Source organism: Ruegeria sp. BJ3 (assembly GCF_056535665.1).
The window spans coordinates 1107067-1121948 of record NZ_JBQFIT010000001.1 but is presented as its reverse complement, the minus strand read 5'-3'; the positions used below and the strand labels follow the sequence as shown (position 1 = coordinate 1121948).

The following is a 14882-nucleotide window of genomic DNA, read 5'->3' as shown; positions in this document are numbered from 1 at the left end:
AAGTCTCCGATCTGCTTGGCCTTGCCTGCGCGGCGTTCTAAGCTGCGCGGGCAATCGAAACAAGGCGCTGAAATGTCCGACCTGCTTGACGATCCGATTCCCGGCCAGAATACCCCCGAATACACCGTGTCCGAGATCTCGGGCGAGGTGAAACGCACGCTGGAAGGCACATTTGGCCGAATCCGCGTACGGGGCGAGGTCGGGCGTGTGTTCAAGGCGCGCTCGGGGCATTTGTACTATGACATCAAGGACGACCGGAACGTACTGGCCTGCACCACCTGGAAGGGCCAGATCGCGGGCCTGTCGGTGGTGCCGGAAGAGGGGCTCGAAGTCGTCGTCACGGGCCGCCTCACAGCTTTTGGCGCGCAGTCGAAATACAACCTGAACGTCGACGAGGTGGCCGTAGCCGGGCAAGGCGCGCTGATGGCGCTGCTGGAAAAACGCAAGAAACAGCTCGAATCCGAAGGGCTCTTCGCGCCCGAGCGCAAGAAGCCCCTGCCCTTCCTGCCGCAGATCATCGGCGTCGTCACCTCGCCTTCGGGCGCGGTGATCCGCGACATCCTGCACCGCCTGCGCGACCGTTTCCCGCGCAAGGTGCTGATCTGGCCCGTGGCCGTGCAGGGCGCCAATTGCGCGTCCGAGGTCGCCAACGCCATTCAGGGCTTCAACCGCCTGACACCCGGCGGCGCGCTGCCCCGCCCCGATCTGATCATCGTCGCCCGCGGTGGCGGCTCGATCGAGGATCTGTGGGGTTTCAACGAGGAAATCGTCGCCCGCGCCACCGCCGAGTCCGAGATTCCGTTGATCTCGGCCGTGGGGCACGAAACCGACACCACATTGATCGACTATGTCTCGGACCGCCGTGCGCCCACCCCCACCGCCGCCGCCGAACTGGCGGTTCCCGTGCGGATGGAACTGCTGGCCTGGACCGGCGAACAGGGCGCGCGTCTGTCCCGCGCAGCCACCGACGCCGTACAGCGCCGCGCCCAACGCCTGCGCGATCTGTCGCGCGCCCTGCCGCGCCCCGAGACCCTACTGGATGGTCCGCGCCAGCGACTGGACCTGATTGCCGATCGTCTAGCCCCAGCGTTGCAACGCGGTGTGCAGAACCGCCGCCTGCAGGTGGTGGAACTGTCCGGGCACCTGCGCCCGTCAACGTTGCGCAACCTCGTGGCCGCGCGGCGCGACACGCTGCGCAACCTGTCCTCGCGCCTGTCGATCCGCCCGATCCAACGCGACATCCAGCAGCAGCGCGACCGAGTCAACCAACTGGCCCAGCGCATGACGGCCGCGCAGACTCTGCGGGTGGACCGGCTCCGCCAGCAACTAGATGCGACTGACCGGTTGCGCGAGACGCTCAGCTACAAAGCCACGCTTCAACGCGGCTACGCCGTGGTGCATTCCGAAAGCGGCGTGGTCACCACAAAGGCGCAAGCCAGCAAGCACGCTGCACTGACCATCGAGTTTGCCGATGGAGAATTGAAGACCGAACCGCTGTCCGGGACAACCCCGACCGCCAACAAACCGTCCAAGCCACCGGCCCCGGATCAAGGATCGTTGTTCTGACGAAGACCCACGTTCAGACGCCGACCTCGGGTCCGTAACAGATCATATCTTCGTCGACGTCGGTTGCTTCGTACAGTTCGGTGGCTTCGGGGTTGCCCTCGAACTGCGCGATTAACCCCTGGGACGAGCGGGTAAAGACCCAGCATTGCGGGTCGGTGCGGTCTTCGTAAACAAAGCAAATCTGGCCGTTCTGTTCGTACCAGATGCCCTCCTTGCAGTCGCCATCCAGAAACGACCAGACCACGCGCCGGTTGGGCAAATACCGTTCGACGCCATAAGTCGTTCCACCAAAGTCGTAGAACAGGGTTTTACCGCGCGTGTAGGCATCGAATTCCGCCCCTGACAGAGACTGCGCGATGACCGGCTGGGCCAGCAAAGATCCGAGAATCAACGAACGTATCCACATCGTTTCATTCTGGCAGATGCCACGGCCGCGCGCCAATCTTGGAACGCCCTGCCCCAACGTTATGGGTTGAGCGTAAACTCAGTTCGCGGCGACACTGCATTGCATCGGTGCCATCGGAAGGCAGGACATGACGATACTCGTACTCGCAGCGCTGGCCGGTGCCCTGGCCTACCTGGCCCTGACGGCCCGTCCGGCCAGCCTGCTACGCACGGCGCTGAAAACCGCAAGCGTCGCCCTGTTGGCGGTCGAGGCCGCGGTGCAGTCCGGCCCTCTGCTTCTGATCCTGGCGCTGTCTCTCTGCGCCTTGGGCGACGCCCTTCTGTCGCGTGAGACCGACGGCACCTTCATGGCCGGCATCGGGGCATTCGCCGCCGGGCATCTGGTATACATCGCCCTGTTCCTGACCCATCCGTCAAGCGACACCGACCTGATCCTGGACAAACCCGGATACGCCTGGACGCTGGTCATTCTGGGCATCGTGATGGCCACGCTGCTGGCCCAGCGGGCCGGTGATCTGCGCGGACCGGTCCTGGCCTATATCCCGATCATTCTGGGCATGGGCATCACCGTTCTGGCCCTGCCCGAGGCCGGAGCGCTGCGATGGGCGCTGCCGGCCGCGATGGCCTTCATCGCCTCGGACCTGATCCTGGCAACCGAAAGGTTCCTGCTGCCGTCCGGCCACCCGGCCCTGCGGCTGACCCCCTATCTGGTCTGGCCGCTCTACTGGGGCGCCCAGTTCGGCTTTTTCCTGGCCTTCACCTGACCCTTTGCAACTGCCGCCATTCCGCATTAGGTGAAGGGAACACCTGCGGAGACCAAGATGGCGTTTTTTACCAAGCTCAAGGACCGGCTGTTCAAATCCTCGTCCCGCCTCGAACAGGGGCTTGAGGCAATCGTCGAGGACGGCGGCGAAGAAACCGCCGCCCCCGACCCGGTGATCCCCCAGCCCGAGCCCGAGCCGCAACCCGTCCCGGAAATCCCCGAACCCGCACCCACACCGCAACCGGTCGAGACACCGTCGCCCGAGCCGGTGGACCCACCCCCCGCACCGCCTCCGCCGGAACTGCCGGAACAGGCGCAGTCCAAGGGCCTGATCGGGCGTCTCTTCGGTCGCGGCGATGCCGGGCCGGTGGTGCGCCGCACGCTCGACGACGACATGCTCGAACAGCTCGAGGAACTGCTGATCGCCTCTGACATGGGTGTCGACACCGCCCTGCGCGTCACCGCCAACATGGCCGAGGGGCGCTATGGCCGCAAACTCTCGACCCAGGAAATCAAGCAACTGCTGGCGCAGGAAATCGCCCGCGTAATGGAGCCGGTCGCCAAACCGATGCCCCTCTACCCCAAGCGCCCGCAAGTGGTGCTGGTGGTGGGCGTCAACGGCTCTGGCAAGACGACGACCATCGGCAAGCTTGCCAGCCAGTTCAAGGCAGCAGGCAAAAAGGTGGTCATCGCAGCGGGCGACACCTTCCGCGCAGCCGCCGTGGAACAGCTGCAGGTCTGGGGCGACCGCGCCGGAGTTCCAGTCCTGACCGCGCCCGAAGGCTCCGACCCCGCCTCGCTGGCTTTCGACGCCCTGACCAAGGCGCAAGCTGAAGGCGCCGACCTGCTGATGATGGACACCGCCGGCCGCCTGCAGAACCGCGCCGATCTGATGGAGGAACTGGCCAAGATCGTCCGCGTCATCCGCAAGATCGACGAAACCGCCCCGCACAACACCCTGCTGGTGCTCGACGCCACCACCGGCCAGAACGCGCTCAGCCAGGTGGAAACCTTCCGCAAGCTGGCCGATGTCTCGGGCCTGGTGATGACCAAGCTCGACGGCACGGCCAAGGGCGGCGTGCTTGTGGCGCTGGCCGACAAGTTCGGCCTGCCGATCCACGCCATCGGCGTCGGCGAACAGATCGACGATCTGGCCCCCTTCGACCCCGAGGAATTCGCCGCCGCCCTGACCGGCCTCGACAGCAACTGACCTTCATCTGGCCCCAAATATCCTCGGGGGTCTGGGGGTGGAAAACCCCCAGCCTCTCCACCAGCGAAAGACCCGCAGCGTGAGCGACTGGCTGATCTCCCTCGAAGGCACCGAGGCCGGACACAGGCTGGCCCTTGGCCTCGCCCTGATGGCGGCCTTCTTGCACGCGGTGTTCGGTGCGCTGCAGAAGGGGCGGCACGACCCGTGGCTGTCGCGCGGGGCGATCGACGCCTGCTACTGCCTGATGGCCGCGCCCTTTGCGTTCTTCGTCGTGCCCTGGCCCGAACCCTTCATGTGGCCGATATTCGCCGTGGTCTGGCTGATCCATGTCGCCTACAAAACGCTGCAGGCGATGGCCTATACCAAAGGGTCTTACACCGTGGTCTACCCGGTGGTGCGTGGCACCGGCCCGTTGTTCACCGTCATCGGCGCCTATCTTCTGTTCAATGAAACCTTCTCACCGACCCAATGGCTGGGCGTCGCCGTGCTGCTGACGGGCATCTTCGGGTTGGCCGCCTACAATTTCCGCTTCCTGGAAACCAACCGCGAAACTCTGGGCATCGCATTGGCCCTTGCGGTTGCAACCGGCCTCTTCGTGGCGCTCTACACCACATATGACGCCTACGGCATCCGCGCTACGGCCGATCCGTTCACCTTTCTGGCCTGGTTCTTCATGATCGACGGGGCGACCATGCCGATCTACGCCTTCCTGCGTTGGCGGGCGATGGTTCACCGCCCGGCAATCGGGCCGTTGATGCTGCGGGGGCTTGCAGGCGGGCTGATCGCCCCCATGTCTTTCGGAGCGATCATGCTGGCCACCCGGTTGGACAAGGTCGGCGAAGCCGCGGTGCTGCGCGAAACCTCTACCGTCTTTGCCGCGCTGATCGGCTGGCTGGCCCTGGAAGAGACCGTGGGGCCTCGGCGCATAATCCTGATGGCATTGATTGCATTGGGCGCGGTAATAGTTGAAATGGGCGGGTGAACAGCAGGACGACAGGCATGGCAGACAAGAAAGAGATCAATCCGTTTCTGAAACAGGTGCTGGAACTGGGACCACCGCTGGCCTTCTTCTTCATCTACCTGCGCCTGCGCGACGACAGCTTTCTGATCGGCGGCACCGAATATTCCGGCTTCATCGTGGCCACCATCATCTTCGTTCCGCTGATGCTGGGGGCGATGGGCATCCTGTGGTATCTGACCGGCAAGCTCAGCCGGATGCAGATCTTCACCGCCATCATGGTCATCTTCTTCGGTGGCCTGACCGCCTGGTTCAACGACGAGCGGTTCTTCAAGATGAAAACCACGCTGGTCTACGGGTTCTTCTCGATGATGCTGGGCATCGGTCTGCTCCAGGGCAAGTCATACCTCGCCTATGTGCTGGACGAGATGCTGCCCATGCGCCACGAGGGCTGGATGATCCTGACCCGCCGCCTGTGCGCCTGTTTCGCCGTGCTGGCGGTGGCCAACGAACTGGTCTGGCGGACTCTGTCCACCGATCTTTGGGTCAAGATCGAAACCTTTGGCTTTCCGATCGCTTTGATGGGGTTCCTGATGCTGCAATTCAGCATCCTGCAAAGCTATATGGACGATCCGGACAAGCAGTAACGCGTCCCTGACACGGGCCGGCGAACCTGGGGGAAACCTTCGGAAAACCGGATAAAATCCTTGGCTTAGCTCCAAAGCTGTGGAAAGCTGGGAAACCACCCACACCACTCATCCGGAGAACCGTGTCTTCCATGACCGCCTTTCCGAACAGCGGGTTCCTGTCCGAAGCTTCAGACCGGCTTCGTGATATGCTCTCTGCGCTAGCCACTTCTGTCTCGCTGGACCGCGGCGAGGTCTTGTTCGAACAAGGCGACGAGGGGGACGCCCTCTACGCTTTGCTGGAAGGCGCTTTGGAGGTGTCCTTCCTGGCCATGAGCGGGCGCAAGTTGGCGCTCAGCCTGATGCGCCCGGGCGAAGTGTTCGGCGAAATCGCCCTCTTCGACAGCGGCCCGCGCACCGCCACCATCACCGCAGCCGAGCCGTCGCGTGTACTGCGCGTGCGCCGCAAGGATCTGATGGAACAAATCCGCAAGCACCCCGAACTGGCCGAGGACATGATCCGGCTGGCCGGACTGCGCATGCGCTGGATGGGGGCGCAGTTGAACGAGCAGGTATTCCTGCCGATGCCTGTGCGACTTGCGCGAAAGCTTCTGCTTCTGGCCAACCAGCAGGACGCGCCGTCCGAACGCATCGCCCTGTCGCAGAGTGAACTTGCGGAATTCGTCGGCGCGACGCGCGAGGCGGTATCCAAGACGATCTCGACGTGGAAACGCTCGAACGTGGTCGAGGCTTCGCGCGGTGGGCTGCAGATCCACGACTTTGACGCCCTGCGCCAACTCGCCGAATCCGATCTGATCTGACCTGCTGCCCGGAAAATGGCCCGGATGTGATCCGCTTCACATACAACGGGATTCGCTTCCATTAGGTAATGAATTGTTACCGTAGGGTGCCAGAGTATCATCCCCGATATCTGTCCACTGGCATCTCCCTGCACCAGAGCCACGCGCCTCCCCGGCGTGTGGCTCTTTTGATTTCTGCAGCCAGAACGAAAACCGGCCGGAGCATCTGCCCCGGCCGATCATGTTGACCAAACTGGCTGTCCTACTCTTCGAGGCTCAGCGCGACGAAGCGCGGATCGCCACCACGACGCACCAGCAGCAGCAGCGACTTGCGCCCCGCCTCCCGCGCCTCGTCCATACGATCCTCGAGATCGGAGATCGACGACACTTTCTGCTGACCAGCCTCGGTGATCAGGTCGCCTGCCCGCAGGCCCTTGGCGTAGGCTTCGGAGGCCTCATCCACATCCGTCACAACCAGACCATCCGCGTCCGCGTCCAGACCCAGATCCTCGCGCAATGTGTCGGTCAGCGGCGAAATCGTCAGGCCAAGGATGTCTGCATTCTCGTCCAGCGGCGCCTCTTCCGCACCATCATCATCGCCGGTTTCCGCACGCTCGGCATCCTCGCGACGCCCCAGAGTGACAAGCACGGTCTGAGTGCTGCCGTCCCGCTGAACGACCACGCGCACGGACTTGCCGACCGGCGTCTCACCGACCTGTCGCACCAATCCGCGCGTGTCCTTCACCTCAACACCATCAAAGCTGAGAATCACATCCCCTGCGAGCAGACCCGCCTCTTTGGCAGGGCCGTCCGGCACATCGCTGATCAGAGCACCGCCCGGCTTGTCGAGGCCCATCGCCTCGGCCATATCCTCGGTCACGTCCTGAATGCGGACACCCAGCCAGCCGCGACGGGTTTCGCCGAATTCCCGCAACTGATCGACAACCTTGGACACCACGTTCGACGCCATCGAGAACCCGATACCGATCGACCCGCCATTCGGCGACAAGATCGCGGTGTTCACACCGATGACCTGACCGTCCATGTTGAACAGAGGACCGCCCGAGTTGCCCCGGTTGATGGCCGCGTCCGTCTGGATATAGTCGTCATAGGAACCGCTGAGCTCGCGATTGCGCGCCGACACGATCCCGGCAGATACCGAGAACCCTTGGCCCAGCGGGTTGCCCATGGCAACCACCCAGTCCCCTACAAGCGCTGTGTCGCTGTCGCCGAAAGTCACGTATTTCAGTGGACCCGACACCTCGACCTTGAGCAACGCGATGTCCGTTTTCTCATCCGTTCCAATGACCTTGGCCGGCAGCTCTTTCACAGGCTGACCATCGCCGGGAAAGAACTCGATCAGAATTTCATCCGCCTCTGCGATGACGTGATTGTTCGTGACGATGTAGCCATCCTCGGAAATCACGAAGCCCGATCCCAACGCATTGCTGCGGCGCGGGCGATTGTCCTGGTCGCCATTGCGGTCCTGGAACTCGCGGAAAAAGTCCTCGAAGGGGGACCCTTCGGGAACGATCCCCTGCGCGCCCGACTGCCCCTCGATCAGGGTCGTCGTGGTGATGTTGACCACGGCCGGGCTGATCCGGTTGACCAGCGGCGCCAGGCTTTCCTGACGGGCCTGTGCAGCCATCGTCTGGAACAACAAAAGGGAAACCGCGGCAAAGGCCAGCCATAAAAGCCGCGCCATCGTCACCACATCGTCCCGGCGGACGGATACACTGCGTGCTACTGCCTGCACTTGGTCTCTCCTTGTCGACATTGTTCTGTTGGTGGCTGCCTGAGCAGCTTGCTGGGAAACAATGTAGTCAGTTTGTGACCGCCCGCAACTCGGGAAGTTGAGGAATTCACTGCCAGTTTACTTCGACCGATCAAAACCCCAGCCGATTGGCCGTCCACAACAGGACGAAGCCACTGACCACACACAGAAGTCCGACCAGTCTGCGGGCCGGCTCGGGGATGCTGCGCAACGCCTCAAGCATCCGCTCGACAAGCGAAGGGGCCAGCGCATAAGCCAGCCCCTCGACAATCAACACCAGCCCGAAGGCCAGCAGGATCATGCCCATTACTCGGCCACCGGCGCGGCACCCAACCGCCCTTCGGACGACCGGAGATAGTGGAAGAACTCGGAATCTGGCCGCAGCACCAACGAGCTGTTGTTGCCCTGCAGGGCATTCTCGTAGGCGGTCAAGGACCGGTAGAATTCAAAGAAATCCGGGTCCTTGCCGTAGGCTTCGGCAAAAATCGCATTGCGCTGCGCGTCGGCTTCACCGCGGACGATCTCGGCTTCGCGACGGGCTTCCGACACCAGCTCGACCACGGTGCGGTCGGCTTGGGCGCGGATACGCTGCGCGGCTTCCTCACCACGCGCGACCTCGTCGGCGGCCTCGCGTTCGCGCTCGGCGCGCATCCGGGCAAAGGTCGCTTCGAGGTTGGCCTGCGGCAGGTCAGTGCGCTTCAGGCGAACGTCGATCACCTCAAGGCCTAGATCCCGCGCCTCGGTAATGGCGCCGTTTCGGATGCGAAGCATCAGCGCCGCCCGGTCCGAGCTGAGGATGTCATTCGAGCTGACCGAACCCAGCACTTCGCGGGTCTTGGCGCGCAGGATCGAATCCAGGCGAGCCTCGGCGGTCTGAATACCGCCTGCGCCCACGGCCTCGCGGAATTGGCGCACGTCGGTGATGCGATAGCGGGCAAAGGCATCGACCACCAAACGACGGTCATCCAGTGGCGTTACTTCCAGCGGCCCGACCTCGCGGCTGAGGATACGGTCGTCATATCGCACCACTTCCTGGATGATCGGAATCTTGAAAGCCAGGCCCGGCTCCTCCTTGACGTCGATCACGCGGCCGAATTGCAGAACCAGCGCCTTTTCACGCTCGTCCACAATAAAGACCGCCGACAGGGCAATCACGATCGCCACGAAAACGGCTGGCAGGATAAATGTTGTCTTGCGCATAGATCAGTTCTCCCCTGCCGAATTGCGGCGCAGTTCGTTCAGCGGCAGATAGGGCACAACGCCCTGCCCGTCACCCGATCCGCCGGTGCCTTCGTCCAGAATGATCTTATCCACGTCGCGCAAAATCTGCTCCATCCGTTCAAGGTACAGGCGCTTGCGGGTCACGTCAGGCGCCTTGGAATACTCTTCCAGAACCGCGCTGAAGCGGCTGGCCTCGCCCTCGGCTTCGTTCACGACCTGTGCCCGATAGCCTTCGGCCTCTTCCAGCACCTGCGCGGCTTCACCACGCGCTCCGGCCAAAACCCGGTTCGCATAGGCATCGGCCTGCTTCTCCAGCCGGTCGCGTTCCTGTCCAGCCGACTGAACCTCGCGGAAGGCATCTTTGACCGGTTCCGGTGGGTCGGCGCCGTCAAAGTTCACACGGACGATGTTGATACCCGAGTTGTAGCTGTCCAGAGTCGACTGGATCAGTTCCTCAAGCCGTTCGGCGATGATAGCACGGTCGCGGTTCAGGATCGGCGCGAGGTCCGACTGCGCGATGATCTCGCGCATGGCCGACTCAGACACGGCCTGGATAGTTTGTTTCGGGTCGCGCAGGTTGAACAGGTAGTCCGCAGGATTCGAGATATTCCAGACCACCTGGAAATCGATATCGACGATATTTTCGTCGCCCGTCAGCATCAGCCCGGCGTCCGAACCGCGACCGCCCGATCCGATGGTTTCGGTCTGTTCGACCTTCACCGGGATGACTTCGGCCGTGACAACAGGCCACGGGGCAAAGTTCAGACCTTCGGTGCCGATTCCGGTAAAGCGACCGAAAAGCAGTTCAACCGACTGCTCTTCGGGTTTGACCGTATAGGCGCTGGCAAAGCCCCACAGAACCAGAGCGGCAACCCCGCCCAGCAGGATGGTGCCCTTGGTAATTGCCGGGCCGCCACCGCCGCCCTGGCCGGATCCGTTGCCGCCTCGGCCCCCGCCGCCGCGCCCGCCCATCAGCACGCGCAGCTGCTCCTGGCCTTTTTTCATCAACTCGTCGATCTCGGGGATCTGCGGCCCGTCGCCTTCGGGCGGGCGTCGCCCGTCCCCATTGTTTCCCCGGTTTCCTCCGCCACCGGATGAGCCTCCGCCCCCCCAGGGGCCTCCGCTGTTGCCCGCCATGTGTTTCATTTCCCTTGTTTTGGCCCGTGTGCTTACGGGATCCCTTGTAACCTGTGTGCGCGCGCTTGCAAATCAAGCGGTACGCACGGGTTGCCGCATGGTTACCAGTTCTTCGGCCATCACCGGATGAACTGCAACCGTACGATCGAAATCTTCTTTGGTGGCGCCCATTTTCACGGCGATGCCCGCCAACTGGATCATCTCGCCCGCGCCGGGGGCGACAATGTGACAACCCAGCACCTTGCGGGTGGCCTGGCTGACGATCAGTTTCATCAAAACCCGCTGGGTGCCCCCTGCAAATGCCTTCTGCATCGGCTTGAACGAAGTCGCGTAGACCTCGATCGGCTCCTGCTCGGCAGCGGCCTCCTCGCTCAGGCCCACGGTGCCCATCTCGGGCTGGGTGAAGATCGCGGTCGGGATCAGTTCATGATCCACCGGGGTGGGGTTGCCCTTGAACACGGTCTCGACAAAGGCCATCCCCTCGCGGATGGCGACCGGCGTCAGGTTCACCCGGTCGGTCACGTCCCCGATGGCATAGATCGAGGGCACAGCCGTCTGGCTGTATTCGTCCACCACAATCTGCCCCTTGCGGCCACGTTCGACGCCCAGCGCCTCAAGGCCCAGATCATCGGCGTTTGGCGCCCGGCCCGTGGCATACATCACCACGTCGAACAACTGTTCAGACCCGTTGGTCGCCTTGACCCAGATCTTGTCGCCCTGCTTTTTCATCTCGAGCACATTGGTGCCCAGATGCACGTCGACCCCGTTTTGGCACATCTCTTCACAGATCAGCCCGCGCGCCTCGTCGTCGAAACCCCGCAGGATTTGCGCGCCGCGATAAAACTGCGTGGTCTTGACGCCCATGCCGTTCATGATTCCGGCGAATTCGCAGGCGATATAGCCGCCGCCGACGATCAGCATGGTCTCGGGCAGCTTCTCAAGGTGGAAAACCTCATTCGAGGTGATCGCCAGATCTGAACCGGGGAATTCCGGCACCACAGGGCGCCCGCCGGTGGCGATCAGGATGTGCTTGGCCGTCTTGCGGGTGCCGTCGGCCAGTTCAACCGTATGCGGGTCGACCAGTTTCGCGCGCTGGTCAAAGGTTTCGACGCCGTTGTTCTTGAGGATGTTGCGATAGATCCCTTCCAGCCGGTCCAGCTCGGCATGCAGTTTGCCGCGGAACTGCGGCCAGTCGAAAGCGCCCGGCTGAATGTCCCAACCATAGGCACGAGCGTCCTCGACCATTCCCGCGTATTCGCTGGCAAACACCATCAGCTTTTTGGGAACGCAGCCACGGATCACGCAGGTTCCGCCATAGCGGTCCTCTTCGGCCAGCGCGACCTTGGCCCCGGTTTCGCCCGCCGCCACGCGCGCCGCGCGGACACCGCCTGAACCGCCTCCAATGACGAAAAGATCATAGTCAAAGCTCATGCCGCGTTCCTTTTGTCAGCCTGCCTGAAATTGCCCTGAGTATTTGGGGGCGTGAATGATCGTGCCAACCCCTTGGCCCGGAAATCGCACACCGCTGTGAAGCAGGGTGCGCGGTCGGCTCAGTCGGCCAGGTCCGAAAAGAGGTTATCGTGCTCGTCGCCCAACCGATCCAGCTCGATCGTACCGCTGTTGAAATCGCGCAGCTCGACCCGGCCGTCGCCGTGGCCGATCACGACCTTGTCGCAGATGTCGATGAACAGCCCATTTTCGACCACACCCGGTATCTGGTTCAGCACCAGAGCCAGTTGCCTCGGGTTGCCGATGCGTTGCAGGTGCAGGTCGAGTATGTGATTGCCCTCATCCGTCACGGTCGGCGCCTCGTTGTTCATCCTCAAGGTCGCCGAAGTGCCCAGCACGTCCATCGTGTCCAGCAACTCCTCGATCAGCGTGCGCGTGGTCTGCCAGCCAAAGGGAATGACCTCTACCGGCAGCGGGAACGCGCCCAGCGCCTCGACCTCTTTGCCCGCATCGGCGATCACGATCATCTGGTCGCTGGCCGTGGCCACGATCTTTTCCTGCAGCAACGCCGCGCCGCCGCCCTTGATCAGGTTCAATTCACCGTCGAACTCGTCGGCGCCATCGATCGTCACGTCCAGCCAACCCGCCTGATCCAGCGAAACAACCTCGATCCCGACCTCGCGCGCCAACTGTGCCGTAGCCGTCGACGTCGGGACGCCTTTGATCCGCAGACCTTCGTCCCGCACCCGCTCTCCTAGACGACGCACCAACCATGCCGCGGTCGATCCGGTACCCAGACCCACGCGCATCCCGTCTTCGACCATCTCGGCCGCGCGATAGGCGGCGACACTCTTGGCCCGGTCGATGGGTGACAACTCTGCTGTCATTGCGGCTTCCCCTCAGTTCTTTGGGGAACTTATACGGAAAGCCCTGCCCGACTGCGAGGCCCAAAATCCGCGGGACAGGCGCAATAATCGATACATGAATACGCGTTTCCCATCGGAAACGTCGCAATCAAATCTTCAGTGCTCGGCTCGGTTGTGTAAATAAAGCGCATACAGATTCCCAGCGGTTCGGGCGGTTCAAATCGGCCCGGCCGCCAACTCGCCACAAGGCTCTGCGACCAGACATGTTTCTATCCGTCTTCGATATGTTCAAAGTGGGCGTTGGCCCATCCTCGTCCCACACGATGGGGCCGATGGTGGCGGCCGCGCGGTTCCTCGATCTGATGCGCGCTTCGCCGTTCGAATTTGCCGGCTTGCGCGCTTCGCTGCATGGATCTTTGGCCTTCACCGGCGTCGGCCACGCCACGGACCGCGCCACGATCCTTGGGCTGGCTGGGTTTGTCCCCGACAGCTATGACCACGACCGTGCCGAAGCGGCACTGGCTGCAATTGCCGAAACCGGCACTGTCACACCCGAGGGTTTGCCGACCCTGCGGTTCGACCCAAAGGCCGATCTGGTCTTCGACTACGACAACACCCTGCCCGGCCATGCCAACGGCATGATCCTGATGGCCACCGACGCACAGGGCGACGTGATCTTGCGGCAGGTCTATTACTCGGTCGGCGGCGGCTTTGTCCTGACCGAAGAGGAGCTGGCCGAAGGCAAGGACACCAATGACGGCCCGCCCGTGCCCTTCCCGTTCAAGACCGCCGCCGAAATGCTGGAAATGGCGCGCAGCAGCGGCAAGACCATCGCCGAGATGAAACGCGCCAACGAGATCGCGCGGGGCTGCGCGGACAGTTTCGCAAAAGGCACCGCCCGCCTGTGGGAGGTGATGAACGCCTGTATCGAGCGCGGGCTGACCACCGAAGGCATCCTGCCCGGCGGCCTCAAGGTGCGGCGCCGGGCCAAGGCGATCCACGATGCACTGATGGCCGAGCGCGGCATGAACCTGAACGCGCCGCACACGATCAACGACTGGATGAGCGTCTATGCGATGGCGGTGAACGAGGAAAACGCCGCCGGCGGTCAGGTCGTCACCGCCCCCACCAACGGCGCTGCGGGCGTACTGCCGGCGGTGCTGCGCTATTACCTCGACCACGTTCCCGGCGCATCGGAAAGCCATATCGAGGATTTCCTGCTGACCGCCGCCGCGATTGGTGGGTTGGTGAAGTACAACGCCTCGATCTCAGGCGCCGAAGCCGGCTGTCAGGCCGAGGTCGGCAGCGCCGCCGCAATGGCCGCGGCGGGTCTTTGCGCAGTGATGGGCGGCACACCGGAACAAGTGGAAAACGCCGCCGAGATCGCGCTGGAACATCATTTGGGCATGACCTGCGACCCGGTCGCCGGGCTGGTGCAGGTTCCTTGCATCGAGCGCAACGGGCTGGGCGCGATCAAGGCGGTTTCGGCGGCGTCGCTGGCCCTGCGCGGGGACGGGCAGCATTTCGTGCCACTGGACGCGGTGATCGAGACCATGCGCCAGACCGGTCATGACATGCACGAGAAGTATAAGGAAACCTCGCTGGGCGGTCTGGCCGTCAACGTGCCAAACTGCTGAGGGATCAAACCGGGAGGGCAGCTCAATGCGCGGACATTGCCTGTGCGGCAGAATCGGGTTCGAGGTCGACCCTCCGGTCCTGTCGTGTGTTTCCTGCCATTGTGACAGCTGCCGCCGCCAGTGTGCCGCGCCGATGACCACATATTTTGGGGTGCGCGACGGTCAGTGGCGTTGGACCGGAGAGGAACCGAAGCGGTTCAACTCGTCCCCCGGTGTCGAGCGCAGCTTTTGCCCGCATTGCGGAACGCCGATCTCGTTCCGATCCACTACGATGTCCGACGTTTTGCACCTTTATGTAGCGACACTGGAGAACCCCGAAGCCCTGCGGCCAACGCTGCATGTCGCCTATGAAGAGAAACTGACGTGGCTCGAACTGGGCGACGGGCTGCCCACTTGCTTCGGTCCGGACTACACAAAGGTTCAGCCTTTGCCCGAGGGCTGACGACGGGCCTTTCCCATTCTTCGGGAAA

15 protein-coding genes are annotated in these 14882 nt (G+C 63.0%); 8 read left to right on the top strand and 7 right to left on the bottom strand.

Features of this window, described 5'->3' with window-relative positions:
- Window positions 1-72: 72 nt before the first annotated feature.
- A complete protein-coding gene (gene xseA / locus ACR3EL_RS05635) occupies window positions 73-1566 on the top strand; it encodes an exodeoxyribonuclease VII large subunit (RefSeq protein WP_170337884.1) in 1494 nt (497 codons plus the stop codon).
- Window positions 1567-1579: 13 nt separating this feature from the next.
- Here xseA and ACR3EL_RS05630 read toward each other — a convergent pair whose 3' ends face one another.
- A complete protein-coding gene (locus tag ACR3EL_RS05630; RefSeq protein ID WP_480720761.1) occupies window positions 1580-1972 on the bottom strand; it encodes a hypothetical protein in 393 nt (130 codons plus the stop codon).
- Between the two features lie 127 nt (window positions 1973-2099).
- Here ACR3EL_RS05630 and ACR3EL_RS05625 point away from each other — a divergent pair, with 127 nt between their 5' ends.
- From ACR3EL_RS05625 to ACR3EL_RS05605, 5 genes are all read left to right on the top strand, one after another.
- Window positions 2100-2735, top strand: coding sequence for a lysoplasmalogenase (locus ACR3EL_RS05625; RefSeq protein WP_170337880.1), 636 nt, complete (start codon window positions 2100-2102; stop codon window positions 2733-2735).
- Window positions 2736-2792: 57 nt separating this feature from the next.
- Window positions 2793-3944, top strand: a complete 1152-nt coding sequence (gene ftsY / locus ACR3EL_RS05620; RefSeq protein WP_170337878.1) for a signal recognition particle-docking protein FtsY — start codon at window positions 2793-2795, stop codon at window positions 3942-3944.
- Window positions 3945-4023: 79 nt separating this feature from the next.
- Entirely contained in the window at window positions 4024-4926 is a 903-nt protein-coding gene (locus ACR3EL_RS05615; RefSeq protein WP_170337876.1) for an EamA family transporter, read from the top strand.
- Between the two features lie 17 nt (window positions 4927-4943).
- Window positions 4944-5549 carry an inner membrane-spanning protein YciB gene (locus tag ACR3EL_RS05610; RefSeq protein WP_170337874.1) on the top strand — a complete coding sequence of 202 codons (606 nt, stop codon included), beginning with the start codon at window positions 4944-4946 and terminating at the stop codon, window positions 5547-5549.
- 131 nt (window positions 5550-5680) lie between these two features.
- Window positions 5681-6349 carry a Crp/Fnr family transcriptional regulator gene (locus ACR3EL_RS05605; RefSeq protein ID WP_170337872.1) on the top strand — a complete coding sequence of 223 codons (669 nt, stop codon included), beginning with the start codon at window positions 5681-5683 and terminating at the stop codon, window positions 6347-6349.
- A 241-nt stretch (window positions 6350-6590) separates the two neighbouring features.
- Here ACR3EL_RS05605 and ACR3EL_RS05600 read toward each other — a convergent pair whose 3' ends face one another.
- The 6 genes from ACR3EL_RS05600 to rpiA form a co-directional block, all read right to left on the bottom strand.
- Entirely contained in the window at window positions 6591-8084 is a 1494-nt protein-coding gene (locus ACR3EL_RS05600; protein WP_437342511.1) for a Do family serine endopeptidase, read from the bottom strand.
- A 130-nt stretch (window positions 8085-8214) separates the two neighbouring features.
- Window positions 8215-8409 (bottom strand): DUF2065 domain-containing protein, encoded by a 195-nt coding sequence (locus ACR3EL_RS05595; protein WP_093962522.1) that lies wholly within the window; start codon window positions 8407-8409, stop codon window positions 8215-8217.
- Window positions 8409-9302, bottom strand: a complete 894-nt coding sequence (hflC, locus tag ACR3EL_RS05590) for a protease modulator HflC (protein WP_170337868.1) — start codon at window positions 9300-9302, stop codon at window positions 8409-8411. Before hflC ends, ACR3EL_RS05595 begins: the two co-directional genes overlap by 1 nt.
- A gap of 3 nt (window positions 9303-9305) precedes the next feature.
- A complete protein-coding gene (gene hflK, locus ACR3EL_RS05585; protein WP_093962524.1) occupies window positions 9306-10460 on the bottom strand; it encodes an FtsH protease activity modulator HflK in 1155 nt (384 codons plus the stop codon).
- A 72-nt stretch (window positions 10461-10532) separates the two neighbouring features.
- On the bottom strand, window positions 10533-11891 hold the full coding sequence (gene gor / locus ACR3EL_RS05580; RefSeq protein WP_170368714.1) for a glutathione-disulfide reductase: 1359 nt from the start codon (window positions 11889-11891) through the stop codon (window positions 10533-10535).
- A gap of 119 nt (window positions 11892-12010) precedes the next feature.
- Complete coding sequence (gene rpiA / locus ACR3EL_RS05575; protein ID WP_170337865.1) at window positions 12011-12796, bottom strand: ribose-5-phosphate isomerase RpiA; 786 nt, start codon at window positions 12794-12796, stop codon at window positions 12011-12013.
- Window positions 12797-13038: 242 nt separating this feature from the next.
- Between rpiA and ACR3EL_RS05570 the strand changes: the two genes are divergently transcribed.
- Window positions 13039-14412: an L-serine ammonia-lyase gene (locus tag ACR3EL_RS05570; RefSeq protein WP_170337863.1), complete on the top strand. Its 1374-nt coding sequence runs from the start codon at window positions 13039-13041 to the stop codon at window positions 14410-14412.
- A complete protein-coding gene (locus tag ACR3EL_RS05565; RefSeq protein WP_367646634.1) occupies window positions 14345-14854 on the top strand; it encodes a GFA family protein in 510 nt (169 codons plus the stop codon). The genes ACR3EL_RS05570 and ACR3EL_RS05565 overlap by 68 nt, the downstream gene beginning before the upstream one ends.
- The last annotated feature ends 28 nt before the right edge of the window (window positions 14855-14882 follow it).

Coding starts and splice junctions, on each gene's coding strand:
- xseA (WP_170337884.1), top strand. CDS start 73: ATGTCCGACCTGCTTGACGATCCGATTCCCGGCCAGAATACCCCCGAA.
- ACR3EL_RS05630 (WP_480720761.1), bottom strand. CDS start 1,972: ATGTGGATACGTTCGTTGATTCTCGGATCTTTGCTGGCCCAGCCGGTC.
- ACR3EL_RS05625 (WP_170337880.1), top strand. CDS start 2,100: ATGACGATACTCGTACTCGCAGCGCTGGCCGGTGCCCTGGCCTACCTG.
- ftsY (WP_170337878.1), top strand. CDS start 2,793: ATGGCGTTTTTTACCAAGCTCAAGGACCGGCTGTTCAAATCCTCGTCC.
- ACR3EL_RS05610 (WP_170337874.1), top strand. CDS start 4,944: ATGGCAGACAAGAAAGAGATCAATCCGTTTCTGAAACAGGTGCTGGAA.
- ACR3EL_RS05605 (WP_170337872.1), top strand. CDS start 5,681: ATGACCGCCTTTCCGAACAGCGGGTTCCTGTCCGAAGCTTCAGACCGG.
- ACR3EL_RS05595 (WP_093962522.1), bottom strand. CDS start 8,409: ATGGGCATGATCCTGCTGGCCTTCGGGCTGGTGTTGATTGTCGAGGGG.
- hflC (WP_170337868.1), bottom strand. CDS start 9,302: ATGCGCAAGACAACATTTATCCTGCCAGCCGTTTTCGTGGCGATCGTG.
- hflK (WP_093962524.1), bottom strand. CDS start 10,460: ATGGCGGGCAACAGCGGAGGCCCCTGGGGGGGCGGAGGCTCATCCGGT.
- gor (WP_170368714.1), bottom strand. CDS start 11,891: ATGAGCTTTGACTATGATCTTTTCGTCATTGGAGGCGGTTCAGGCGGT.
- rpiA (WP_170337865.1), bottom strand. CDS start 12,796: ATGACAGCAGAGTTGTCACCCATCGACCGGGCCAAGAGTGTCGCCGCC.
- ACR3EL_RS05570 (WP_170337863.1), top strand. CDS start 13,039: ATGTTTCTATCCGTCTTCGATATGTTCAAAGTGGGCGTTGGCCCATCC.
- ACR3EL_RS05565 (WP_367646634.1), top strand. CDS start 14,345: ATGACATGCACGAGAAGTATAAGGAAACCTCGCTGGGCGGTCTGGCCG.